Source organism: Acinetobacter sp. CY17, from assembly GCF_059515825.1.
The window spans coordinates 1-24,100 of record NZ_JCAKMX010000018.1 but is presented as its reverse complement, the minus strand read 5'-3'; the positions used below and the strand labels follow the sequence as shown (position 1 = coordinate 24,100).

The following is a 24,100-nucleotide window of genomic DNA, read 5'->3' as shown; positions in this document are numbered from 1 at the left end:
ATCTGCCCCTCTTAGACATTCATTAGGGTTTTAATATGTTGTTGCAACCATTGCAATGCCATAATGACTGGCGCATTTTTTAAGCGACCAGTGGTGAGTAAGGGCGTGACATCTGAGTAATTAAAAACGTGTAATTGAATGTTTTCGCCTTCATCAGGCATACCAAAAATCGAGCCATTTTCAGGTAATTCTGCCTGCGCTACATATAAATGGAACAATTCGGAGCATGCACCAGCGGAAGGATAAAAGCTAAATAGATGTTGTAGGTCAAATAGACTGCAACCCGCTTCTTCTAAAGCTTCACGGTATAAACAGTCTTCTGGTTGTTCTTGAGCATCTAATACGCCAGCAATAATTTCCAATTGCCAAGGGGAATGGGCATCATCGAGTGCACCGACACGGAATTGTTCGATCAAGGCAAATTGTGCGCGTGCATCATTATAAATCAGTACGCCTGCTGCTTCAGGGCGATGAATGAGTTCGCGCTGTAAGGTTTTACTATAGTGATCTTGTCCAAACAGACGATGACGTAGACTGACTTTTTCAACCTGAATAAAGCCGCGAAAAACGTGTTCACGATTTTCAATTTTGACTTCGTTTTTAAGATAGGTGGCCTGTTTAATAATATTCATAGTTACAGTCAGGATGAAGTAAAGTCTTACTTCATCCTAACTGAGATTAAACAACAGGCAAAATGCTTTTTATAACTTGTGGTATATTTTTTGTCCATGTTCTATAAAGCGATCTTGCATCTGTTTTAAACCCGCAGCAATTTGTTGATTTTCTGCATAATCCCTCACATTTTGACTAATTTTCATGGAGCAAAATTTAGGACCACACATAGAGCAAAAGTGTGCAGATTTATGTGCATCTTTGGGTAAGGTTTCATCATGCATACTGCGCGCAGTATCAGGGTCTAAACTTAAGTTAAATTGATCTTCCCAGCGGAATTCAAAACGTGCTTTAGATAGGGCATTGTCACGCGCTTGCGCCCCTGGATGACCCTTGGCAAGATCGGCAGCATGTGCAGCAATTTTGTAGGTAATGATCCCATCTTTAACGTCTTTTTTATTGGGCAGACCTAAATGTTCTTTGGGGGTGACATAGCACAGCATCGCCGTGCCATACCAACCAATCATGGCCGCACCAATGGCTGAGGTAATATGGTCATAGCCTGGGGCAATATCTGTGGTAAGCGGGCCTAAAGTATAAAAAGGAGCTTCACCACAGACTTCAAGTTGTAAGTCCATATTTTCTTTAATCATATGCATAGGCACATGCCCCGGACCTTCAATCATGACTTGTACATCATGTTGCCAAGCACGATGCGTGAGTTCACCTAGCGTTTTTAGTTCTGCAAATTGGGCTTCATCGTTGGCATCTTGAATAGAACCTGGACGTAAGCCATCGCCCAAACTAAATGAAACATCATAGGCTTTCATGATCTCGCAGATTTCATCAAAATGGGTGTATAAAAAGTTTTCTTGATGATGTGCTAAACACCACTGTGCCATGATCGAACCACCACGTGAGACTATACCCGTTAAGCGATTGGCGGTTAACGGCACATAACGCAATAACACCCCTGCATGAATAGTAAAGTAATCTACGCCTTGTTCGGCTTGTTCAATTAGGGTGTCTTTAAAAATCTCCCATGTTAAATCTTCTGCCACACCATTAACCTTTTCTAAGGCTTGATAGATGGGTACAGTACCCACTGGCACAGGGGAATTGCGAATGATCCACTCGCGGGTTTCATGGATATTTTTACCCGTTGATAAATCCATGATGGTATCCGCGCCCCAACGGGTTGCCCATGTCATTTTAGCCACTTCATCGTGAATATTAGACCCCAGTGCTGAATTACCGATATTGGCGTTAATTTTGACTAAAAAATTACGCCCAATAATCATGGGTTCACATTCAGGGTGGTTAATATTGGCAGGAATAATGGCGCGTCCTGCGGCCACTTCTTGACGTACAAACTCAGGGGTAATTTCGGTTAAGTTTTTAGCACCAAAATTTTGTCCTGCATGTTGACGCAGATCTGTGCCTGCATGTTGGCGCTGATTTTCGCGAATGGCGATATATTCCATTTCTGGGGTAATGATGCCTTGTTTGGCATAGTGCATTTGGGTCACGTTATGACCAGACTTAGCACGGCGCGGCTTTTGTAGATGACGAAAGCGAATCTCAGCAGTGCTAATGTCACGTAAGCGTGCTTGACCAAAACGAGAGCTTAATTGCTCTAACACCTCGGTATCATGCCTTTGCTTAAGCCATGCCTCGCGTATATTGGGTAAGCCTTGGTTTAAGTCAATTTTAATGGTGGAGTCGGTATATGCTCCAGAAGTGTCATAAACCAAAAGTGGGGGATTATCTTCGCCACCTAAATTGGTTGGTGTGCTGCTGAGCTGAATTTCGCGCATCGGCACTTGAATATCAGGGCGTGAACCTTGGATATAGATTTTTTTAGAGGCAGGTAAGATACGGTGAAGGTCTTGAGCGTCTTGCTCATGTTGCGCAATGAGCGCGTCTTGAAGATTCGTTAATGGGTTCATGTCCATGATCCTTTGCAATATCAACGAATCAAGCACGACCAAAAACGTGGCAGATATATCCCAAAGATGGGGCATATCAAAAAGGCATAAGTTTTTAGTGGCTTGATTCCTACGCAGGTATTAACCTGATCAGGTTCAACGGTACTTTGGATTAAATGTAAAATTACATTGACCAAATCTCAGCGAGTCAGTTACTCGCGCTCCGTCAAGCGACTTGCAGTGTAACAGGACTAAAAAAACAACACTAATAGTGTTAATGTCTAAATACACACCGCATCTAAGAAACAATTTTTACCGCGCTGTAAATTTACTGGCACTAAATCCAGTTCATCTGTAAGTGCTGCAACAGCGGCTTGATGTTCTTGTTCCAAACTGCTGTGGCTCAGTTCAAAATCACGCTCAATAAAGTTTAAAAATTTCGTGGCTTGTGTGGCAAGAGTCGCATTTGATTGTCGGCTAATATATTGAATTGCCGCGAGACTCTGTGGGTCGATACTGTCAATCCCTTTATAACTATTGGAGACTTGATCACTTTGGGTGCCAGTAAATAACAACTGACTATAAGCGCGATATAAATACTGAGCGTCGTTTTTATAGCGACTATTTGGATAGCTGGCAAGATAGCTTTCCCAAAATAAAGCCCGCTCGGCCACAACCAAAGGCTCAACTTCTAGACTGTGTTGATTAAATAAAGGCTGACTATTTTGATTGGCTAAGGCTTGAATAAAGCTCTGTTCAGCTTCAGGTAAATACGGTGCAAAGATACGTGCTAAATACTGTGGACTGCGACGATAACCGACATAGCCATCGCTCAAAGTAATTAATTCAACGTAGGCTTGACCTTGATGCTTGACTAAATACTGGTCACGGACGCTCATTTGATCAAAATACTGTTGATGGAGTGTGGGATGTGTACCCGCACCATTTACATACTGCTCAAAAGCGTGTTGCTGGGCAGGTGTACGCTCAACCAGTAAAAAATTCTCGTACATATGTTGTGAAATGTCGAGTAAATCTAACTGTTGTTGAGTGGTCATAAGCGGCAGACAAACTTTGAGATTTTGATTAATTTCCTGTAACGCGAGCACTGTACGTTGATGATCTACCTGCTGCATATCTTGGGTTAGATTATCACATAGTGTATTGAGATCTTTTTCTGGTTTGGTGCTGTGAGCTAACGGTGCTGAGTCTGGAATTACGGGTTTTTCTGAAGGTTGGCAAGCGCTAAAGCTAAGTGCACACAACACTGGTAAGAATAACCTTGTGAAATAAGGTAAGGACAATGTTGTAAGCATAAGACCGCGACTGTTATCCAATGAATAGGCGTATTTTGCAATATATGTATATTCAGAGATGCTAGCAATATGTAGTATTCTGAGGCGATTTGGTTAATTATTAACACAAATCATAAGCTGCTGGCTCATTTTATGGAAAAGTTGTGTTTTTAAAAGCTAAGTTATGTAAAAAATACGCTAAAAATGTACCTAAATTCCCAATTGGGTTTGATGCTCAATCCCTAAATTTTTACGCTGTCTTTGTATGCTTGAGTAGGTCATATTCATGAAAAAACAACTTTTATTTCTTGCCAGCTTAATACTTGTTGCACCTAGCAGCTATGCTTTGGATTTAGTTGAAGCGTATCAGTTGGCACAAAAAAATGACCCCACTTGGCAAGCCAATCAATTGCAGTATCAAGTCGATCAACTTAATTTGGGTTTGGCGAAAGGTAATTTATTCCCAACAATTACCGTGAATGCCAATATCACCCGCAAAAGCCAAGATAATCAAAATAATAACCTAATTAATGTTCCTGGTTTTGAGAGTGAGAATTTAATGCCGAGTTCCTCAACAACTCGGCAAGCGCTAGTCACGGCTAAACAACCGCTGTTTCGTTGGGATGCGTGGCAAGGTTTAAAGCAAGTGAAAACTTCAATTTCCTTAAGTGAACTAACACTACGTCTACAACAGCAGCAGCATATTTTAAATACTGCTCAAGCTTACTTTAATGTGCTTAGACAGCAAGCGTTAACCGCAGCCCACGTGCAGGAAGAAAAAGCATTATTAGAACAGTTAAATATGATGCAAGCTAAACTACGTGAAGGTTTAGTAGCACGCAGTGAAGTCAGTGAAGCAGATGCGCAATATCAAAATGCACGTGCCAATCGTATTGCGGGACAGGTGCAAGTCTTATTGGCTCAAGAGCAGCTTGAACAGATAATTGGACCTTATCGTGAAAATTTAGCGGTATTAAGTCAAGATTTCCACTTTGAAAAGCCCTATCCAGCAGATTTAAGTGCTTGGCAAGAATTGGCTCAAAGCCAAAATTTACAGTTGCAGCAAGCACGTTTACAACAGCAATATGCTCAAGATGGTAAACGTGTTGAACAAGCAGCGCGGTTGCCACAAGTGACAGCAGTTGCGAGTTATGGCTATAACCAACAAAGTCCAAGTAGTGTGCTTGCTAGTGATGGCCAGTTTGATCAGGTTGGGGTTGAAGTAAATTGGAATGCTTTTACTGGTGGACGCACTAAAATTAATATTGAAAAAGCAGACGTCAACCTAAGAAAAGCCATGGCTGAAGTAGAAGCAGCCAGTCGCCAAGCCAATAGTGATGTGCGTAAGGCCTATATGCAAGTTGAAACGGATCAAGCGAAATTACAAGCACGTTTAGCTGCTATGCAATCAGCACAAAATGTGGCTAAAGCCTCACAGGCGCAGTACCGTGAAGGTTTAAAAAATATGGTAGATGTACTCTTAGCACAGCGTAATGCTTTTGCAGCCCAGCAAGATTATTTGAATAGCCAGTATGATTATTTAATCAATGTGTTAAACCTAAAGGCAGCCATTGGACAACTCAATGAAGATGATCTAAAACAATTAAATATGTGGTTGGTGCAAAAGTAACTTGTCATAGAATGGTCATATAAGCACGCTTTAATACTATGCTGCCAATCTGATGTCGTAAACATGCTGTGGAGTGATGACTTTGAGCCCAACTAATCCTGTGTTAAATCACCATATTTCTTCGCAATTTAATGAAGAATTGCAAGCCGTAAACACCAAGTTTATGACCATGGGTGGTTTAGTGGAGCAACAAGTCACCAATGCGATTCATGCATTACTTGACACTAATGCGCCTATGGCGATGGAAGTACAATTTAAAGACAACGCCGTGAATAAACTCGAAAGTGAAATTGATGAAGCTTTAACTTTAATTTTGGCACGTCGTCATCCTGCTGCGAGTGATTTACGTATGGTGATTGCCATGAGTAAAGCCAATACCGATTTAGAGCGTATTGGTGATGAGGCGGCTAAAATTGCCCGTATTGCACAAAACTTGTGTGAAGAGGGTGGTTCACCACGTGGCTATATGGAAACTCGTCATATTGGTAACCAAGTGCGGGTGATGATTCATGAAGCGCTTGATGCTTTTGCACGCTTAGATATCGACCAGGCATTACGTGTTTTATTAGCAGATGCAGATATTGATCGTGAATATCAATCTGCAACACGTACCTTAATGACTTATATGATTGAAGATCCACGTCATATTTCACGCGTGATTAATGTCATGTGGGTATTACGTTCTTTAGAAAGAATTGGCGATCATGCCCGTAATATTTCTGAACAAGTGATTTATATGGTTAAAGGTCTGGATGTACGTCATACCAGCTTGCAAGAAATTGAAGAAAAAGTACATAAACGCTAAGTTGCAGGTAGAGAAAAAAACAAGCTGATTTTTAATGGCTATAGCATTTTGTTAAAGTTATAGATAAAAAAATCCCAGATTTTTGGGGGAAAATCTGGGAGTAAAATTTAAAACTTTTGAGAAAAAGCTAAGCATTTTCTGAATAAGGTTCAGTATATAAATAACTCATTTACTTGTATTGTGGCTTATTGTGTAGGATTGTTGTGTTTTATATGCATATGTATCTGATGTGTAATATAAATCATATATTGCGCACTAAATATACATAAACCACCATTTTTAAATAATGGTTTGTGATGCTAATCACATTGTGATCTAGAGCTAAAAGAGCGTGATATTGTTGGGTTGTGTGTTTTTTAAACATCAAATAGAGTTCTTTATCATCTCAAACTATTTAAATGTTTATAAGTGATAAACATCTTCAAACTGAAGCCAGCAGCGATTTTTAAATGGCAGGCAGTGGCTTTAATTTTTAGAAAGCATTTTTTCCAAGTAATTAACTGAATCTATTTAAAATAGCATGCTTAGATTTTTTATAGGCAAAGTGTAGATAAATGTTAAAGTAAAAAAGAGCCTCTGATAAGGCTCTTTTTTATTAGAGCTTATGCACAATTAAGCTATTGTGATACAAAAAATAAGAGAGTTTCTTACTTTTCTTCAGGCTTTAGGCCTTCAGCTTTTTCCAATGATTCATCATTGTTAAAGAACTTCTCACGTTGTTCTTCAAGGAACTTTTTGGCATCTGCTTCAAATACATTTAAACGTTTTTCGTTAATCAATGTGGTTTGATGCTTTAACCATTCACCCCAAGCTTGTTTAGAAACAGTTTCAAAGAGCTCTTGACCCTTGGCACCTGGGAATGGTGCAAAAGCTAAGCCTTCCATTTCTTGTTGATATTTACGGCAAAATACTTGTCGAGACATATCAATACTCCAATTATAGATTGAGCAATTAAGCGTAAAGTTTTTCTAAACGTACATATGCACGTTCAATAGCAGCTTTCACTTGATTTGGTGCAGTACCACCAATATGGTTACGTGCATTTACTGATGCTTCTAAAGTTAAGGCTTTTTCAAAGACATCTGCTTGAATTAAGTCAGAGAACTGTTGTAACTGCTCAAGGCTAAGTTCAGATAAATCTTTACCTTCTTGGACACCAAGGGCTACAGCTTTACCGACAATTTCGTGTGCATCGCGGAAAGCTACGCCGTTTTTCACTAGGTAATCGGCAAGGTCAGTTGCAGTTGAGAAACCACGTAGCGCAGCTTCACGCATAACTTCTACGTTTGGCACAAGTGCTGGAATCATGTCAGCAAAGGCCATGAGTGAACCACGAACGGTATCGATGGCATCAAACAATGGCTCTTTGTCTTCTTGGTTGTCTTTGTTATAAGCCAATGGTTGACCTTTCATGAGGGTAAGTAAGCTCATTAAGTCGCCATAGACACGGCCAGTTTTACCGCGGATTAACTCAGGCACATCTGGGTTTTTCTTTTGTGGCATGATTGAAGAACCAGTACAGAAACGGTCTGGAATATTCACAAACTTAAACTGTGCTGATGTCCAAAGAATCATTTCTTCTGACATACGTGATAAATGCATCATAATTAACGATGCTGCAGCGTTAAATTCAATACCAAAGTCACGATCTGACACCGCATCAAGTGAGTTTTCAGCTACAGCTTCAAAACCTAGAAGTTCAGCTGTATAAGCACGGTCGATTGGGTAAGTGGTACCTGCAAGCGCAGCTGAACCCAGTGGCATACGGTTAGCACGTTTACGGCAGTCAATTAAACGCTCAGAGTCACGTACTAACATTTCAAACCAAGCCATTAAATGGTGACCAAAAGTCACAGGCTGTGCTGTTTGTAAATGCGTGAAGCCCGGCATAATGGTGTCGGTGTGTTGAGCTGCTAAACCTAAAATACCTTTTTGTAGTTTTTGCAACAATTGCAGAATGGCATCAATTTCATCACGTACATATAAACGAATGTCTGTTGCCACTTGGTCGTTACGGCTACGACCTGTATGAAGCTTTTTACCTGCAATACCAATGCGCTGCGTTAGACGCGATTCAATGTTCATATGCACATCTTCTAAATCGATGCGCCATTCGAACTGACCTGCTTCAATTTCAGCCTTAATTTGGTTTAAGCCGTTAACGATGTCATTGCGTTCTTGTTCAGTCAAAACGCCAACTTTAGCAAGCATGGTCGCATGGGCGATTGAACCTGCAATATCTTGTTTATAAAAACGTTGGTCAAACTGTACAGATGCGGTAAATTCTGCAACGAATGCGTCAGTCGCTTCTGAGAAGCGGCCGCCCCACATGCCTGAAGTTTGGGCTTGTGTATTTGAGGAATTAGAAGATGTGGTCATGTCGGCTCAATAAAAAAAGCAGTGATTTAACAACGAGTATAACAAATTCAAAAAGGCTTGCTCACACAGAAGACTTTCAAACTGTTGCGTCTGCGTCAGATACAACGCAATTTGCTTATTTTTTTACGAAAACCAAACGTTGGCAACATTTAATTGAGCTATTTATTGCCAGCAATATTTTGGCCATGTTATTAAGCCTTGCCGAATCACGTGGTTGGGCCAATTTAAGTGGCATGCGTTTATTAGAATATGCGTTATATATCAATTGGGTGTTAATCAGTTTTGTCGCATGTTTTGAAAAAATGCAGCCCAAGCTGGCTGGTTTATCTTTAAGTCAAAACTTAATCACGGGCTTTGGGTTATTACAGGGTATCGTATTTTTCACCAGCTTAAGTTTAAATTTTTTAATGTATTGGGGCAGTCATTGGAGTTTTAGAGATTTTCACTGGGGGATTTTGTTTGAGGGCCTAAGCTTACATTTAAGTTATGGGGTATTACTGGGATTATTTTGCTTTCGTTATGTATTTTTGCGCGAACAATGGTTACGTCAGCAGCAAAGTGAACTTAAAGCGCGTATTCAAGCCTTACAAGCACGCATTCAGCCACACTTCTTATTTAATAGCTTAAATAATGTTTTAAGTTTAATTAGCATTGATCCTGACAAAGCTGAACAAATGTTAATAGATTTATCACGTTTATTTCGCGCCAGTTTACAAGAATTAAAATTAGTCCCCCTCAAAGATGAAATTGAATTATGTCAGCGTTATTTAGCCATTGAGCAAGTGCGTTTAGCTGAGCGTTTAAATGTCGAATGGAAATTTGTGCATTTAGAACGAGCTCGTGAGGTTAAAATTCCTTTATTAACCTTGCAACCTTTATTAGAAAATAGCATTAGCCATGGGGTAGAAAAGATTTTAGCCCCAAGCCAAATTACGATTTTAATCGAAATACGTGAAAAACAAGTTAATATTATTATTACCAATCCATACGTGGCATCTGAGTTAGGGCAAACGCGTGGTCATGGTATTGCTTTAGACAATGTAAAACAGCGCCTTGAGGCATATTTTGGGGAAAAGGTAACATTTCAGAACTATGCAGGTGCTGGAATATTTACTACAGTGGTGCAATACATTTATAAAAAATAATAAACGCCACATTTTAAATCGAGTTTTTGGATAAAAGGAGGATACATGGACATCCTAATTTGTGACGATGAAGCTTTGGCAACACAGCGTCTGTCACGATTGGTTGAACAGCTTGGGCATGAGGTGGTGGCGGTGGCGAGCCATGGTAAGCAAGCAATTGAGTTGACAGAGCTTTATCAACCAGATGTCGTATTATTAGATATACAAATGCCTGAAATGGATGGTTTAAGTTGTGCTGAGTATTTGCGTGAACTTGATCCTATGCCAGCAATTGTGTTTTGTACCGCGTATGATGAACATGCTTTAGATGCATTTCAGATGGCAGATGGCTACTTATTAAAACCGATTATGCAACAGGAATTGCAGCGGGTTTTGGAGCGGCTAACTAAAATTAACCAAGCTCAATTGAGCCTTTTAAAACAACAAGAATATATGGACGAAATTAAAGTAAAACGCCAGCAGATTGCGGCAAAAACCCACCGCGGAGTGGAACTGGTACCCTTAGAAAATATTTACTATTTTTTAGCGGATCAAAAATATGTCACGGTACGCCATAAAAATGGCAGTGTACTCATAGACGAAACCTTAAAAGATTTAGAACAAGAATTTGCTGATCAATTTATTCGCATTCATCGTAATGCGTTGGTCTCTATTGCCTATTTAGAAGGCTTAGAAATTTTAGGTGCAGGGCAATATCAAGTGCGTTGTCGTGATTTAGAGGAACGTTTGGCAGTCAGTCGTCGGCATTTACCTCATCTACGGGAACGTATTCAAAAGTTGTAAAAGCAATAAATCTGCTTGCATTTTTAAGGGATCAGGTTAAGTTTAAACATATTGCAATAAAGATTTAATAGCCTATGAAAACCCTGAAAATTGCCACTCGACAAAGTCCACTTGCACTTTGGCAAGCAGAGCATATTCGTGCACGTTTAGAGCGCTTACATGCGGATTTAACCGTGGAGTTAGTGACGTTTGTCACTCAGGGCGACAAAATTTTAGATACCCCATTGGCAAAAATTGGCGGTAAAGGTTTATTTGTCAAAGAATTAGAAGCTGCATTACTTGATGGACGTGCAGATTTAGCGGTGCACTCAATGAAAGATGTACCTATGGCGCTGCCTGAAGGTTTAGCGCTAGCCGTGACTTGCGAGCGCGAAGATCCACTGGATGCTTTTGTCTCTAATACTTATGCAAGTTTTGCTGATTTACCGCAAGGTGCTAAAGTGGGCACTTCAAGTTTACGTCGTAAGTGTCAAATTTTACAGGCGCGTCCTGATTTAGAAATTTTGGATCTACGCGGCAATGTCGGCACACGTTTATCTAAACTTGACGCAGGTCAATATGATGCCATCATTTTAGCCAGTGCTGGCTTAAAACGTCTTGAAATGCCTGAGCGTATCCGTCATAGCTTAGATGCCCAAGTTAGCTTGCCTGCAGTGGGGCAAGGTGCCTTAGGTTTGGAATGCCGTAGCAATGACCAAGCGGTATTGGATTTAATTATGCCACTTATGCATGCTGAAACTGATGTGTGTGTACGTGCCGAACGCGCCTTTAACGCTTATTTAGAAGGTGGTTGCCAAGTGCCTATTGCAGCTTATGCCACCCTAGAAAATGGCGAAATTCAGCTTGAAGGCCGGGTTGGCAGTGTAGATGGTCAAACTCTATTAAAGGCACACGTGCAAGGTCAGCCAGAGCAAGCCGAAGCACTTGGTGTGGCACTGGCTAAAGACTTATTGGCGCAAGGTGCAGGCGAGTTGCTACAAGCCCTCTATCAAAAATAATATGCTGTTTATTAATACCCGTCCGCATGATCGTGCCGCAGCTTTGTCTCTGGCACTGTCAAAACAGCAGATTGATGTTTTTGAGTTGCCATTACTTGAATTACAAGCCTTCCCATACACACCTGCGTTGGCTAGCTTATATCAGCAATTGCCCAGCAGCCAAGTGATTGTGGTGGTTAGCCCTACCGCAGTTGAGATTGGCATGCAATATCTAGCCAAAAGTGGTTTATCTGTGGTGGATTTAGCCCAAGTGGAATGGGTGGCGGTGGGGCTAAAGACAGCTCAAGCTTTGGCAAAATATGGGATTCAAGCCCATATTCCTGAACTAGAAACCTCGGAAGGGATGTTACAGCTGCCAAGTCTGCAACATTTAGCGCGAGGCAGTCGTATTGCTTTTTGGCGTGGCGAAGGTGGGCGACAATTTATGATGCAACAATTACAAGAGGCAGGAATGCAAATTGTGAATATGTTGTTGTATCAACGTGATTGTCCTGTACACAGTAAAACACTCATTCAAACGCTATTAGCGCAGCTTCGAAAGCAACCTGAATATACGGTGTTAATCAGTAGTGAGGCCAGTTGGCATAATTGGTTAGCACTCTTAAAAGCACATCCAGCTGTGATTGCTCGGGCGCAATATGTGGTGTTGGGGACACGTTTGGCGAGCTTACTTGGTCAATATCGTGCTGTGCACCGTAATGAGTTTAAAATTATTGAAGTATCACAGCTTCAACCGGACAGTATTATGGCCAAGCTAAATAAAGATGAAGGAAAAGCATGAAGAAGGTCTTGATCTTATTGGGTATTGTGCTGTTGGGCTGGTTGGTTAAACTCAGTTATGATGTGATGCAGTTGACGCAAGCACAACTGCATATGCAGCAAAGTTTACATCAGGCTCAACAGCGTAATGCCAGTTTAAATGATCGTTTAGTGGCCTTACAGCGTGATACAGAGCAGACTCCGGCGCCACTTGCCCCGACTGATCAAGGGAGCACAATTCATCCACTGGTCCTGATTCAACAGCAACTGGATTTGGTTGAGTTTGCCTTAAAACAGCAACAGTATACCTATGCTTTAGAAAAACTCAGTCATTTACAAGCTGATTTAACACAATCGAGTGTTTCTGATAGCTTAAAAGCAGCCTTGGCTGCAGCTATTTTAAAAGATCGGCAAGATATTCAAAATTTTGTAAATACGCGTCAGCAACAACAGCAACATATAAATCAGCTGCTGCAACAACTCGACAGCGTACTCAGTACTGAAATTCGTCAGCAGAATTTAACGGTTCCTCATGAACCTAAAGCTGCATTTTGGCAAAAATGGTTGCAAGTAGAGTCAGTCGATCAACCCTCGCATCTTCTGATGCAGCGCCAATTTGTGTTAAAAGAGGCACAGTTGCACATTTTACTGGCACGTCAGATGTTATTGCAGGGACAATATTTAGCCTACCAGCAAGAAATGACCATTGTGAGTAAAAACTTACAGCAGTTGCCTGATCAAAAAGCCCAGCAAATTTTACAAAAAATTGAACGAGCCAAAGCTTTAACTCGCTTGGTTCCTCCTGTATTGACCACCCGAGCTTTACTGAGATAAGTCATGCGCCAAATTTTACTTGCCTATGCCATGATTACTTTACTGGCTTTTGCAATCTTAAGTGTGTTGAGTTATGGGCATGGTGCAGGCTATGTCTATTTATATTGGCGTAACTGGCAAGTTCAAAGCAACTTTTGGGTCCTGTTTATTGTTTTAGCGTTCCTGAGTCTTTTGGCACAAAGTTTATGGTATTTGGTCAAAGGTTATTTAAGTCGTGAACAGCGCAAAAGAGAAAACTTACTCAATTTTAAAAACTTACACCCTTATGAACAGTTGGCGGTTATTTGGTTATTGGATGCTGGACGTGACCAACAAGCTTTTATTCAACAAGCCTTTCAACAGTCAGCGTTATTACAAGGGGTTATGCAGGCCAAGTTAGCCAATATGCAAGGTCAAAGCCAAAAAGCACTCTTGGCCTTAAATCATACCCACGCCATGGCATTTGAATTGTCTGAACTGCAAAGAATCGAAATTTATTTGGCGCAAGGTGATGCTGAACAAGCGCTCACCCACCTTGAGTTTTTAAATCAACACGCGTTATCGCCATGGCTTGAAGACGTCGCACAAGCGTATCAAAAACGTCTGATAGCCTTGTGGGGGCGTTTTGCCCTGCAATTTCCTTGGGTATATTTACGCGCAACGCAATATGGACATTTGGCCACAGAAACCAAAGTCCAATGGTTGGAACAAGTTTTGCAGCAATTTGAGCAAGCAAGTCAAGAGGATCTTGAATACCTTAAACAGCGGTACATTGCGGTCAGCACAGATTTAGAGGCTAAAGACGCAGCTGTAAAATTATGCTGGTTGCGAATTTTGACACGTTTAGCGGATATGCAACATGAGCAGCAAGTATTAGCACAGCATTTACTAGCACAGCAATTTCATGAAGAAGTTTTCTATTTATGGTTACAGCAGCAGTTACGCCAACCACAACCAGATTATGCCGAGATTGAGCAACATATTATGCTGTGGGAACAGCAATATCTGAGTGTGCCGGTGTTAAATTTTGCCAAATATTATGTTTATCAAGCAACCTATAGAGAAGCTGAAGCAGAGCAACTTCTGCATTTATACCCTGAGCATGTATTAATGAGTTATTTAAGAGTACAACAGGCATTAAAACAACAGCCCAATTTATTGCAGCAACTCAATATAATCTTTGAAAATAACACACATCAGATTGCAATAAAAAACTAACCATGGATTAAAAAATGTTAAAACTAGATGATTATCCAGTGCTATTTGAACAGCGTGTGGACTGGGGTGACATGGATGCATTAGGACATGTCAATAATGTGGTTTATTACCGCTACATGGAAAATGCACGAATTTATTTTATCGATCAACTCAAATTAAGACGTCATGATATTAATACAGTGATTGCGCTTAGCCAGTGCAAATATTTAAGCCCAACGGTTTATCCAGATGTATTAAAAATAGGGGTGAGAGTAGAAGAAATAAGAAATAGTGCCTTACGCATGAGTTATTTGTTATACAGCACGGAGCAACAGCGTGTAGTGGCAATAGGTGAAGCAGTACAAGTAATGTTGAATAAAAAAACAGGTGAGAAAACTTTAATTCCTCATGAATTAAGGCAAAGTATATTAAAACTGCATCCAGAGTTAAAATAAATACAGTAAAAGCCTATTATGTAGATGTATTGTTATTTATTATATCCACGTGTTGAATCTTTCTTTTAATAAAAATAAGATGCCAACAACTCGAGTAAATGAATAAATAATTGTGGAGTAGGAAAATGCCAGATATTAGCAATTTATCAGTGGAAGAATTAAAGCGTTTACAAGCAGAAGCAGAGTTATTAATTGCCTCAAAGAAAGATCAGGCAATTGAAGACGCTTATAATCAAATTACGGCGATTGCTGATAATGTCGGTTTAAGCATTGAACAGATTTTAGAATTTGGTGCGCAAAAACGTAAGAAAAGCACACGTAAAGCAGTAGAACCACGTTATCGTAATAAAAATAATCCGTCAGATACATGGACGGGTCGTGGTAAACAACCACGTTGGTTAGTCGCTGAGCTTGAAAAAGGGGCTAAATTAGAAGACTTTTTAATCTGAGTTTTCATCAGTTGTTCATAAAAGTCGTTTAGATTATTAAAACCAAGCCAATGTGCTTGGTTTTTTTATGGCTTAGAATTGGCGTACCTAGAAAATTATGCATAATGTGGCATGCTGATGAAAAAATATCCCAAGGTAAAATACAAAATGCGATTGGTTGTTCAGGGATGATGAAAAAGCCCAAAATGCTGCATTGGTGGTTATTTGCCGCCTTGACGTTTTTAATCTGTGTGTTGCTGCAAGTGCCAGCAGCTTGGCTTGTGGCAAAGTTTTATCCAAAACAGCACAGCCTACACAATATCAGTGGCAACATCTGGTCCGGTCAAGCGGATTGGAGTAAAGGGCAGCTCCGTGGTTTGCTGAAATGGCAAGTGCGTCCTTTAGATCTTTTACGCTTACGTGCAGCAGCCAATCTTGATTTGCATAGCGGACAAAGCCAGTTAGAAGGCGTGATGGCCTATAGCTTGGGGAAAAAAATCATCATCCAAGATTTGAATGGTCAAGTTGCGCCAGATACTTTAAAAAATTTAGCTGCATGGCAGTGGCCATCCAATCACTTGCAACTTGAAGACGTATCTCTGCACTACAAGCCCGAGCAAGGTTTTATACAAGCGCAAGGTCAAGTCAATTGGGCTGGTGGCGAACTTTTATATCGTTATGCTGAGCGCCAAGAACGCATGAATGTACCCATGTTAAAAGCCAATTTAGCTGCACATGAGGGCAAATTGGTCCTCGATGGGCGTGACAATCGTGAACAAAAAATGCTGAATTTGAGCCTAGATCAACAGATGATGCTGGATGTGCAATTGACACAGCGCTTACTCTTAAATGTCCCTTCTTATCAGGGTAAAGCAGGTTTAGATACGTATGTACTGAGTACCCGCCAACCTCTATTTAGAGGGTTGAACTAATGCGTCATTGGCGTGATCAATTGGATCTTAAAAAACTCGATCAAGTTGCACCGGTTATTTTTGCGCTGTTGTTAATTTATTTATGTTGGAAATTAGCGACCTTATTTTGGTTGGTGCTAGCCCCTATGCAAGCTATGCAATTTGAACGGGTAAATTTAGGCTCACAACAAGCAAGTGTACCCAATATTAGTCATTTTGCCTTGTTTAAAGCCAATCAAGCACCGGCTGCAATCACTAATTCAAATATGAGTTTGCATGGCGTGGTGATTGGTTCACCGAGTCAATTTTCTTCAGCGGTCATTAAAGCCAATAATGTGGCAGAGCGTTATCGTGTAGGGGAGTTTATTGCGGATAGCAACTACCAACTCGCCGAAGTGTATTGGGATAAAGTGATTTTACGTAGCCCAACAGGTGCCACAGAAATACTGAAAATGGCTACGATGGAAAATCTAAATCAGGATTTGTCTTTCAAGGCGCAGCAGAATCCAGCACCAGCACCTTCTACCGCTGCCTTGACACCAAGCAATACAGAACAAGCTATGGGTCAAGCGGTGCAGCAATTGCAACAAAATCGTGAGCAATATTTACAAACTATGGGCGCAACCAGCGATGGTGGAGAGGGCTATCAAGTTAGTGCTCGTACGCCACTGGTCTTAAGACGCAAATTAGGTTTACAACCGGGTGATCGCGTTTTGTCTTTAAATGGACAGCGTTTAAGCGCCGGACAAAATGAGGCGCAGCTCTTAGAACAAGCGCGTCAGTCTGGACAGGTCAAACTCGAAGTACAACGTGGTGATCAAGTGATTACTATTCAACAAGATTTAAACTGATGCACAATCAGCGCAAGGAAATTCGGTAGATGATGGCTTTATTTAATCATGAGCGTGCTTGGGGCTTGGTCGTAGCAGCACCGCTCCTTGTTATGGCGAGCACTGCAGTATCAGCACAAACATGGAAAATTAACTTACGTGATGCGGATTTAACCGCCTTTATTAATGAAGTTGCAGATATAACAGGTAAAAACTTTGCTGTAGATCCGCGAGTACGCGGCAATGTCACCGTGATTTCCAATGAACCACTGAATAAAGCCGAAGTCTATGACCTGTTTTTAGGCGTGCTCAATGTCAATGGGGTGGTGGCGATTCCATCGGGCAATACCATTAAGTTGGTGCCAGACAGTAATGTCAAAAGTTCAGGCATCCCATTTGATGCGCGTCATCGTGCCGGTGGCGACCAAATTGTCACCCGAGTGCTGTGGCTCGATAATACCAATCCGAATGATTTAATTCCGGCTTTACGGCCTTTAATGCCGCAATTTGCGCATCTGGCTGCAGTGCCGGGCACCAATGCTTTAATTATTTCAGATCGTGCCAGCAATATTTATCAGCTTGAAAGTATTGTGCGTAATTTAGATGGCACAGGACAAAATGATTTTGAAGCCATTCGGTTGCATTCCAGTCAAGCTGAAGAAATGATGAGTTTGTTAGAGGGCATGAGCTCAACCGGTGCTGCCAAAGATATCAAAGGTTCACGCGTGCGTTTAATGGCAGATACGCGTACTAACCGTATTTTAGTCAAAGGGGATACTGCAACACGTAAACGTATTCGCCAAATGATTGAAACCTTAGATGTACCTGCAGCAGATCGTTTAGGTGGTCTAAAAGTCTTCCGTTTAAAATATGCCAGTGCCGATAAACTGGCAAATATTTTACAAGGCTTGGTCACAGGTCAAGCGGTGAATAACAGTAACAATAGCAATACTACAAATAGCAATAGCAATAGCAATAGCAGTAACTCAAGCAGCAATAACGGCTCAAGCAGTATTAATACCCCAAGTATTAATTTAGGTAGCTCAAGTAGTAACAACAATAACAATCTGACCAGTTTTAGCGCTGAGGGTGTGAGTATTATTGCGGATCCAAGCCAGAATGCTCTGGTGGTTAAAGCCGAACCACAATTAATGCGTGAAATTGAGTCGGCAATTCAGCAACTTGATATTCGTCGTCAGCAAGTGTTAATTGAAGCCGCGATTATTGAAGTTGAAGGCAACGATGCTGATCAACTTGGTGTGCAATGGGCACTCGGTGATATTAGCAGCGGTGTGGGTTTAATTAACTTTGATAATGTGGGTTCAAGTTTAGGTAACTTAGCTGCCGGTTATTTAACGGGGGGTGCAGCAGGACTAGGTGCCGCTGCAGCAGGCAGTGCGGGGACGTCCTTAGTATTAGGTGATTATCGTGAAGGCAGTAATGGTTCACGGCGTTTATATGGTGCGTTAATTCAAGCCTTAAAAGAAAAGACCAAATCTAATTTACTGTCGACCCCGTCTATTGTCACCATGGACAATGAAGAAGCCTATATTGTAGTGGGTCAAAACGTACCTTTTGTTACAGGTTCGGCAGCAACGACCACCAGTGGTGTCAATCCTTATACCACGGTAGAACGTAAAGACGTGGGTGTGACCCTAAAAGTGATTCCACATATTGGTGAAGGTGGCACAGTTCGTTTAGAAGTCGAACAAGAAGTCTCTGCGGTACAAGACAAAGGTCAGGCGCAAGATTTAGTCACCAGTAAACGTGCCATTAAAACCGCAATCTTAGCTGAACATGGACAAACCATTGTCTTGGGCGGTTTAATTTCTGATAACTCAGTACATACTCGTCAATCTGTACCAGGTTTGGGTTCATTACCGGGGATTGGGCGCTTATTCCGTTCTGACGCGTCACTCAATGAAAAACGCAACTTATTGGTGTTTATCCACCCGACCATTGTGGGCGATAGTGCCGATGTACGTCGTATTTCGCAGCGTCGTTATGATCATCTGTATAGTCTGCAATTGGCGATGGATGGCGATGGCAACTTTGCCAAACTGCCTGAGAATATTGATGATGTTTATTTACAGCGTTTGCCTGTATCTAAAGCAGCAAAAGATAGTCCTTATCAAAATGTACCCTCAGCACCTACGAGTAGTGCCAGTACAGCAGTGACGACACCTGTTGCGATTGAGCCCATGGTAGAGCGTACAAAAAATACCGTAACCACCACCACAATTCGCCCTGTGACTAATGAGGCACAGTAAACAGCATGTTATGATGGTGAAAAAATCACACGAGAGACTTATTTCATGACTTGGAAATTACAAGCGATTTCAGCTGAACTTGCTGGCCAAGAAATTAGCATCGACCGTGATATGTTGGTCGGACGTCATCAGGCTGCGGACATCGTATTACAGTCGAGTGAAATTTCACGTAAGCACGCAGCATTTCTACGCGTAGAAGATGCACTTTGGCTACAAGACTTAGCCTCTTCAAACGGCACTTTTGTTAATGACAATCGTATTAGCGAACAAGTGTTGTTAAAAGATGGTGATATCGTACAGTTTGCCAGTATTAAATTCTCTGTGCTTGCCCCAGCGCAAGAGCTCACTGTCGATCCTGCTTTAGAGAAATCGGTTGAAGAAGCAGTCAAAGAAGTATCACCTGCCAAGCAAATGAATGAGCAAGGTATGCCAAGCTTAAAAGAGCGTGATGCCTCGGTGCAATTAAGCCGTGATGGGATGCCAACCAACGTGGGTGTGCCAAAGCCTGCACCGATTCCTGAAGGTGTTGACTTAACTGCGGCCACACCTGAGCCAAAGCCTGTGCCAGTTGAACAACCAGAATCACGCGTAGAAGCGGCACAAGAACAGCAAAAAAATACCACAGTTGGCTTAATGACGGTGATTGCGATCATCATCATCGCAGTGTTAGCCTTTGTGATGTTTAAATAATATTTGCACGCATAACAATAACAAGGCATGCCATCGCATGCCTTTATTTTTGAGGGAAACAATATGTCAGTTGCTAAACTTGATCAACGTCAAGTGATTTTATTTGATTTAGACGGCACCTTAGTCGATTCAGCCTTTGATTTATATCGCGCCATGAATATGAGCTTAAACGTGCTGCAATTGCCTAATGTAACCGAAGAACAAGTACGCGTCTGGATTGGTAAAGGCACAGCGCTGTTTTGCCAAAGCACTTTGCAATATTTAGTGGGCGAAGTTCATCCTGCACAGCATAAACAACTGTTAGATACCTTTTTAGACATCTATAACGCTGATCCTTGTGTCGATACCAAGCCCTTTGACGGCATTATGGAATTTTTGGCATGGGGTAAAGCCCAAGGCAAAACTTTGGTTTGTGTCACCAATAAACCTGAAGCACCTGCGCGTATGATTGTCGAACAGTTAGGGATGAATGATTATTTTGCTGATGTAATTGGTGGTGACCGCTTTACTGAGCGTAAACCACATCCACGTCAGTTATTGCACTGTGTTGAGCATTATGGCGTAACCAAAGCCCAAGTTTTAATGATTGGCGATTCTGTCAATGATGTAGAAGCAGCACGCCGTGCAGGAGTTGATTGTATTGTGGTCAGCTATGGCTATAATCATGGTGAAAATATTTTAGATTGTCAGCCGCAACAAGTGGTTGATAACTTAACCGAATTGTTGGTTTAAATATTTTAGCGGTAGATAAAAAATCAGTTAAGGATGCTCTAATGAATGAATGTATGGTTTTTCGATGGCGATGCTCTGTATTTGCAAATTTTTCATCTAGCCCATAAATCGATATAGAGACCTTACATGACTACACAAGCACAATTTAGCCAACTTGCAGTGCAAGGCTATAACTTAATTCCTGTCTACCGCCAACGCCTTGCCGATACCGAAACTCCGCTTTCGGTATTTGCCCGCTTAAAACAGCATCAACAAGCTTATTTATTCGAATCTGTAGAAGGCGGTGAGAACTGGGCGCGTTATTCGATTATTGGTTTAGGTGAATCAACAGTTTTTTCCTGCAATAACGGTCAACTCAGCGTACAACACGCCGATGGCAGCGTTCAAAAGCAAGCCTGTTCAGATCCTTTTCAATATATCCGCGACTTCCAAGCACAGTTTAAAGTGCCTACCCAAGCCGATTTACCCCAGCTGCCAAGCTTTACAGGAGGTTTAGTTGGCTACTTTGGCTATGACGCAGTGCGTTATATCGAACCTAAGCTAAACAATATGCCTGAAGCCGATCCTGTCGGTTTGCCTGATATTTGGATGATGCTGTCTAAAACTGTGATTGTATTTGATAACTTAAAAGACACCTTATTTTTAATTGTACATGCCGATAGCAGCGATGCTGAAGCTTATGACAAAGCGCAGACGCAACTTGATGCCTTAGAGGCATTACTAGCGCAGCCTGTGGTATTACAAGCTAAAGCACATACGCCACCAAAATTTGAGTCTTTAACGGGTAAACAAGAATTTTTAGCGTCTATTGCCAAGGTTAAAGAGTACATTAAAGCGGGTGATGTGATGCAAGTGGTACCCGGGCATCGTATGGTGTCGGACTTTGATGGCGAACCTTTACAGGTGTATCGCGCTTTACGCCACTTAAATCCATCACCGTATTTATTTTTGGTGCAAGGACAGACCTTAGAAAATAATCAGCCTTTCCATATTGTCGGTTCATCACCTGAAATTTTATCGCGTTTAGAAAATGGCATTGCCACAGTACGACCTTTAGCGGGTACACGACCACGCGGCAAGACTAAAGAAGAAGATTTAGCCTTAGAAAAAGATTTGCTTTCAGATGAAAAAGAAATTGCTGAGCATTTAATGCTGATTGATTTGGGACGTAATGACGTTGGACGCATTGCCAAAATCGGTAAAGTGCAAGTCACTGATCAAATGGTGATCGAACGTTATTCGCATGTCATGCATATTGTCTCGAATGTGCAAGCTGAAGTGCGTGATGATGTGGATGCTTTGGATGTTTTTAAAGCAACTTTCCCCGCAGGAACACTTTCTGGTGCACCAAAAATTCGTGCCATGCAAATTATTGATGAAGTTGAGCCGGTAAAACGTGGAATTTTTGGTGGCGCTGTCGGTTATTTAGGCTGGCATGGCGAAATGGACATGTCGATTGCGATTCGAACCTGTGTAATTCGTGAAAATAAGGTCTATGTTCAGGCGGGTGCAGGCGTTGTTTATGACTCAAATCCTGAATCTGAATGGCAAGAAACGCAAATAAAAGCTCGCGCAGTGATCAAATCGGTTGAATTATCGTCAAATGCGTTAATTTTATAGGTTTTTTTTGATTTTTTTAAAAAAAAGGCTTGCATACATTTTAAATTTTGCTAAACTGCTCATCGTTCCGAAGCGAAACGCACGAAACACTAAGAAAGAGCCGGCATAGCTCAGTTGGTAGAGCAACTGACTTGTAATCAGTAGGTCCACAGTTCGAATCCGTGTGCCGGCACCATCTTAGAGAGTTGAGTAGTTAAAGTAAAGAACGAACACTGATGTAAGTGTAAAAATGGTGAGATTCCCGAGCGGTCAAAGGGGGCGGACTGTAACTCCGCTACGAAAGTTTCGAAGGTTCGAATCCTTCTCTCACCACCAATTTTAAGACTTCACAAGTGGATGTACCAACATAGTGCGGGAGTAGCTCAGTTGGTAGAGCGGCAGCCTTCCAAGCTGCATGTCGCGAGTTCGACCCTCGTCTCCCGCTCCATTATGATGAAGTACAAAATTTTGCTCTTATAGCTCAGTGGTAGAGCACTCCCTTGGTAAGGGAGAGGTCTCGAGTTCAAATCTCGATAAGAGCTCCAGATACAGTTTAGCAACTCAAGTTGCACAAGATTTCCAAAAAGCAGGCTATTTAGTCTGCTTTTCAAGTATTTGAAGTTTGGTTTTTTAAAACGCTATGTCGGAGCTGGGTTTTACTCAGGATTGTGTTCGACGTAAACGAGGATCATAAACATGGCTAAAGCTAAGTTTGAACGTAATAAGCCACACGTTAACGTGGGCACAATTGGTCACGTTGACCATGGTAAAACAACTTTAACAGCTGCGATTGCAACTGTATGTGCTAAACAATTTGGTGGCGAAGCGAAAGACTACGCTGCAATTGACTCAGCACCAGAAGAAAAAGCACGTGGTATTACAATTAATACTTCACACGTAGAATACGATTCTCCAATCCGTCACTACGCTCACGTAGACTGCCCGGGCCACGCCGATTATGTTAAAAACATGATTACTGGTGCTGCTCAAATGGACGGTGCGATCCTTGTATGTGCTGCGACTGATGGTCCAATGCCACAAACTCGTGAACACATCCTTCTTTCTCGTCAGGTAGGTGTACCTTACATCGTTGTATTCTTAAACAAATGCGACCTTGTAGACGACGAAGAGCTTCTTGAATTAGTAGAAATGGAAGTTCGTGAACTTCTTTCTACTTACGACTTCCCAGGTGATGATACTCCAATCATCCGTGGTTCAGCTTTAGCTGCACTTAACGGTGACCAAGGTCAATACGGCGAATCAGCTGTTGTAGCTCTTGTTGAAGCGCTTGACTCTTACATCCCAGAACCAGAACGTGCAATCGATAAAGCATTCTTAATGCCAATCGAAGACGTATTCTCTATTTCTGGTCGTGGTACAGTAGTCACTGGCCGTGTTGAATCAGGTATCGTGAAAGTAGGCGAAGAAGTTGAAATCGTTGGTATCAAAGACACAGTTAAAACAACTGTAACTGGCGTAGAAATGTTCCGTAAACTTCTTGACGAAGGTCGTGCGGGCGAGAACTGTGGTGTTCTTCTACGTGGTACTAAGCGTGAAGACGTTCAACGTGGTCAAGTATTAACTAAACCAGGTGCGATCAAGCCACACACTAAATTCGACGCAGAAGTATACGTACTTTCTAAAGAAGAAGGTGGTCGTCATACTCCATTCCTTAACGGTTACCGTCCACAGTTCTACTTCCGTACAACTGACGTAACTGGCGCAATCTCTCTTCAAGACGGCGTTGAAATGGTTATGCCTGGTGACAACGTAGAAATGTCAGTAGAATTAATCCACCCAATCGCAATGGACCCAGGTCTACGTTTTGCGATCCGTGAAGG

Annotated in this window: 22 protein-coding genes, 4 tRNA genes and 1 riboswitch; of the genes, 21 read left to right on the top strand and 5 right to left on the bottom strand. The window is 41.6% G+C overall.

Going from position 1 to position 24,100, the window contains the following annotated elements:
• Positions 1 to 11: 11 nt before the first annotated feature.
• The 3 genes from AC5YCI_RS12245 to AC5YCI_RS12235 form a co-directional block, all read right to left on the bottom strand.
• The gene (locus tag AC5YCI_RS12245; protein WP_496130100.1) at positions 12 to 632 is read right to left on the bottom strand and encodes an NUDIX domain-containing protein; all 621 of its coding nucleotides are present in this window, start codon (positions 630 to 632) and stop codon (positions 12 to 14) included.
• Positions 633 to 701: 69 nt separating this feature from the next.
• Positions 702 to 2,561 carry a phosphomethylpyrimidine synthase ThiC gene (gene thiC / locus AC5YCI_RS12240; protein WP_496130099.1) on the bottom strand — a complete coding sequence of 620 codons (1,860 nt, stop codon included), beginning with the start codon at positions 2,559 to 2,561 and terminating at the stop codon, positions 702 to 704.
• An 89-nt stretch (positions 2,562 to 2,650) separates the two neighbouring features.
• A riboswitch (TPP riboswitch) is annotated at positions 2,651 to 2,776 on the bottom strand.
• 45 nt (positions 2,777 to 2,821) lie between these two features.
• Entirely contained in the window at positions 2,822 to 3,808 is a 987-nt protein-coding gene (locus tag AC5YCI_RS12235; protein ID WP_496130098.1) for a hypothetical protein, read from the bottom strand.
• A gap of 313 nt (positions 3,809 to 4,121) precedes the next feature.
• Here AC5YCI_RS12235 and abuO point away from each other — a divergent pair, with 313 nt between their 5' ends.
• Positions 4,122 to 5,465, top strand: a complete 1,344-nt coding sequence (abuO, locus tag AC5YCI_RS12230) for a multidrug efflux outer membrane protein AbuO (protein ID WP_496130097.1) — start codon at positions 4,122 to 4,124, stop codon at positions 5,463 to 5,465.
• 82 nt (positions 5,466 to 5,547) lie between these two features.
• Entirely contained in the window at positions 5,548 to 6,270 is a 723-nt protein-coding gene (phoU, locus tag AC5YCI_RS12225; protein ID WP_496130096.1) for a phosphate signaling complex protein PhoU, read from the top strand.
• A gap of 647 nt (positions 6,271 to 6,917) precedes the next feature.
• Here the strand turns inward: phoU and AC5YCI_RS12220 are convergent.
• Both AC5YCI_RS12220 and argH read right to left on the bottom strand, forming a co-directional pair.
• Positions 6,918 to 7,193: an oxidative damage protection protein gene (locus AC5YCI_RS12220; RefSeq protein WP_496130095.1), complete on the bottom strand. Its 276-nt coding sequence runs from the start codon at positions 7,191 to 7,193 to the stop codon at positions 6,918 to 6,920.
• Positions 7,194 to 7,221: 28 nt separating this feature from the next.
• Entirely contained in the window at positions 7,222 to 8,649 is a 1,428-nt protein-coding gene (argH, locus tag AC5YCI_RS12215) for an argininosuccinate lyase (RefSeq protein WP_496130094.1), read from the bottom strand.
• On the opposite strand from argH, the gene AC5YCI_RS12210 reads away from it, so the two are divergent.
• The 19 genes from AC5YCI_RS12210 to tuf all read left to right on the top strand — a co-directional run.
• Complete coding sequence (locus AC5YCI_RS12210; RefSeq protein WP_496130093.1) at positions 8,640 to 9,794, top strand: sensor histidine kinase; 1,155 nt, start codon at positions 8,640 to 8,642, stop codon at positions 9,792 to 9,794. The two genes, argH and AC5YCI_RS12210, sit on opposite strands and share 10 nt — an antisense overlap.
• 45 nt (positions 9,795 to 9,839) lie before the next feature.
• Complete coding sequence (locus tag AC5YCI_RS12205) at positions 9,840 to 10,577, top strand: LytR/AlgR family response regulator transcription factor (RefSeq protein ID WP_496130092.1); 738 nt, start codon at positions 9,840 to 9,842, stop codon at positions 10,575 to 10,577.
• A 74-nt stretch (positions 10,578 to 10,651) separates the two neighbouring features.
• Positions 10,652 to 11,575, top strand: coding sequence for a hydroxymethylbilane synthase (gene hemC / locus AC5YCI_RS12200; protein WP_496130091.1), 924 nt, complete (start codon positions 10,652 to 10,654; stop codon positions 11,573 to 11,575).
• A 1-nt stretch (position 11,576) separates the two neighbouring features.
• Complete coding sequence (locus tag AC5YCI_RS12195; RefSeq protein ID WP_496175586.1) at positions 11,577 to 12,356, top strand: uroporphyrinogen-III synthase; 780 nt, start codon at positions 11,577 to 11,579, stop codon at positions 12,354 to 12,356.
• Positions 12,353 to 13,168, top strand: a complete 816-nt coding sequence (locus AC5YCI_RS12190) for a hypothetical protein (protein ID WP_496130089.1) — start codon at positions 12,353 to 12,355, stop codon at positions 13,166 to 13,168. Before AC5YCI_RS12195 ends, AC5YCI_RS12190 begins: the two co-directional genes overlap by 4 nt.
• 3 nt (positions 13,169 to 13,171) lie before the next feature.
• A complete protein-coding gene (locus tag AC5YCI_RS12185) occupies positions 13,172 to 14,365 on the top strand; it encodes a heme biosynthesis protein HemY (protein ID WP_496130088.1) in 1,194 nt (397 codons plus the stop codon).
• Between the two features lie 14 nt (positions 14,366 to 14,379).
• Positions 14,380 to 14,799: an acyl-CoA thioesterase gene (locus AC5YCI_RS12180; protein WP_496130087.1), complete on the top strand. Its 420-nt coding sequence runs from the start codon at positions 14,380 to 14,382 to the stop codon at positions 14,797 to 14,799.
• 125 nt (positions 14,800 to 14,924) lie between these two features.
• Positions 14,925 to 15,248 carry an H-NS histone family protein gene (locus AC5YCI_RS12175; RefSeq protein WP_496130086.1) on the top strand — a complete coding sequence of 108 codons (324 nt, stop codon included), beginning with the start codon at positions 14,925 to 14,927 and terminating at the stop codon, positions 15,246 to 15,248.
• 167 nt (positions 15,249 to 15,415) lie between these two features.
• Positions 15,416 to 16,159, top strand: a complete 744-nt coding sequence (gene gspN, locus AC5YCI_RS12170) for a type II secretion system protein N (RefSeq protein ID WP_496130159.1) — start codon at positions 15,416 to 15,418, stop codon at positions 16,157 to 16,159.
• Complete coding sequence (locus AC5YCI_RS12165) at positions 16,159 to 16,989, top strand: type II secretion system protein N (RefSeq protein WP_496130085.1); 831 nt, start codon at positions 16,159 to 16,161, stop codon at positions 16,987 to 16,989. Before gspN ends, AC5YCI_RS12165 begins: the two co-directional genes overlap by 1 nt.
• Before the next feature lie 32 nt (positions 16,990 to 17,021).
• Positions 17,022 to 19,238: a type II secretion system secretin GspD gene (gspD, locus tag AC5YCI_RS12160; protein WP_496175592.1), complete on the top strand. Its 2,217-nt coding sequence runs from the start codon at positions 17,022 to 17,024 to the stop codon at positions 19,236 to 19,238.
• 45 nt (positions 19,239 to 19,283) lie between these two features.
• Positions 19,284 to 19,928: an FHA domain-containing protein gene (locus AC5YCI_RS12155; RefSeq protein WP_496130084.1), complete on the top strand. Its 645-nt coding sequence runs from the start codon at positions 19,284 to 19,286 to the stop codon at positions 19,926 to 19,928.
• A 63-nt stretch (positions 19,929 to 19,991) separates the two neighbouring features.
• Positions 19,992 to 20,660, top strand: coding sequence for a phosphoglycolate phosphatase (locus tag AC5YCI_RS12150; protein ID WP_496130083.1), 669 nt, complete (start codon positions 19,992 to 19,994; stop codon positions 20,658 to 20,660).
• A 126-nt stretch (positions 20,661 to 20,786) separates the two neighbouring features.
• Positions 20,787 to 22,280 carry an anthranilate synthase component I gene (gene trpE, locus AC5YCI_RS12145; RefSeq protein WP_496175585.1) on the top strand — a complete coding sequence of 498 codons (1,494 nt, stop codon included), beginning with the start codon at positions 20,787 to 20,789 and terminating at the stop codon, positions 22,278 to 22,280.
• A 99-nt stretch (positions 22,281 to 22,379) separates the two neighbouring features.
• Positions 22,380 to 22,455 (top strand) — tRNA-Thr (locus AC5YCI_RS12140).
• A 56-nt stretch (positions 22,456 to 22,511) separates the two neighbouring features.
• Positions 22,512 to 22,595: transfer RNA gene (locus AC5YCI_RS12135), tRNA-Tyr, on the top strand.
• Positions 22,596 to 22,631: 36 nt separating this feature from the next.
• Positions 22,632 to 22,707 (top strand) — tRNA-Gly (locus tag AC5YCI_RS12130).
• Between the two features lie 22 nt (positions 22,708 to 22,729).
• Positions 22,730 to 22,804 (top strand) — tRNA-Thr (locus AC5YCI_RS12125).
• A gap of 151 nt (positions 22,805 to 22,955) precedes the next feature.
• Positions 22,956 to 24,100, top strand: a 1,145-nt coding sequence (gene tuf / locus AC5YCI_RS12120) for an elongation factor Tu (protein ID WP_496130081.1), incomplete at its 3' end; no start/stop codon positions are given.

Bases quoted from the DNA above. Each gene is read 5' to 3' on its own strand.
- AC5YCI_RS12245 (WP_496130100.1), bottom strand. From the start codon at position 632: ATGAATATTATTAAACAGGCCACCTATCTTAAAAACGAAGTCAAAATT.
- thiC (WP_496130099.1), bottom strand. From the start codon at position 2,561: ATGAACCCATTAACGAATCTTCAAGACGCGCTCATTGCGCAACATGAG.
- abuO (WP_496130097.1), top strand. From the start codon at position 4,122: ATGAAAAAACAACTTTTATTTCTTGCCAGCTTAATACTTGTTGCACCT.
- AC5YCI_RS12220 (WP_496130095.1), bottom strand. From the start codon at position 7,193: ATGTCTCGACAAGTATTTTGCCGTAAATATCAACAAGAAATGGAAGGC.
- AC5YCI_RS12210 (WP_496130093.1), top strand. From the start codon at position 8,640: ATGTGGTCATGTCGGCTCAATAAAAAAAGCAGTGATTTAACAACGAGT.
- argH (WP_496130094.1), bottom strand. From the start codon at position 8,649: ATGACCACATCTTCTAATTCCTCAAATACACAAGCCCAAACTTCAGGC.
- AC5YCI_RS12205 (WP_496130092.1), top strand. From the start codon at position 9,840: ATGGACATCCTAATTTGTGACGATGAAGCTTTGGCAACACAGCGTCTG.
- hemC (WP_496130091.1), top strand. From the start codon at position 10,652: ATGAAAACCCTGAAAATTGCCACTCGACAAAGTCCACTTGCACTTTGG.
- AC5YCI_RS12195 (WP_496175586.1), top strand. From the start codon at position 11,577: ATGCTGTTTATTAATACCCGTCCGCATGATCGTGCCGCAGCTTTGTCT.
- AC5YCI_RS12190 (WP_496130089.1), top strand. From the start codon at position 12,353: ATGAAGAAGGTCTTGATCTTATTGGGTATTGTGCTGTTGGGCTGGTTG.
- AC5YCI_RS12185 (WP_496130088.1), top strand. From the start codon at position 13,172: ATGCGCCAAATTTTACTTGCCTATGCCATGATTACTTTACTGGCTTTT.
- AC5YCI_RS12180 (WP_496130087.1), top strand. From the start codon at position 14,380: ATGTTAAAACTAGATGATTATCCAGTGCTATTTGAACAGCGTGTGGAC.
- AC5YCI_RS12175 (WP_496130086.1), top strand. From the start codon at position 14,925: ATGCCAGATATTAGCAATTTATCAGTGGAAGAATTAAAGCGTTTACAA.
- gspN (WP_496130159.1), top strand. From the start codon at position 15,416: ATGATGAAAAAGCCCAAAATGCTGCATTGGTGGTTATTTGCCGCCTTG.
- AC5YCI_RS12165 (WP_496130085.1), top strand. From the start codon at position 16,159: ATGCGTCATTGGCGTGATCAATTGGATCTTAAAAAACTCGATCAAGTT.
- gspD (WP_496175592.1), top strand. From the start codon at position 17,022: ATGGCTTTATTTAATCATGAGCGTGCTTGGGGCTTGGTCGTAGCAGCA.
- AC5YCI_RS12155 (WP_496130084.1), top strand. From the start codon at position 19,284: ATGACTTGGAAATTACAAGCGATTTCAGCTGAACTTGCTGGCCAAGAA.
- AC5YCI_RS12150 (WP_496130083.1), top strand. From the start codon at position 19,992: ATGTCAGTTGCTAAACTTGATCAACGTCAAGTGATTTTATTTGATTTA.
- trpE (WP_496175585.1), top strand. From the start codon at position 20,787: ATGACTACACAAGCACAATTTAGCCAACTTGCAGTGCAAGGCTATAAC.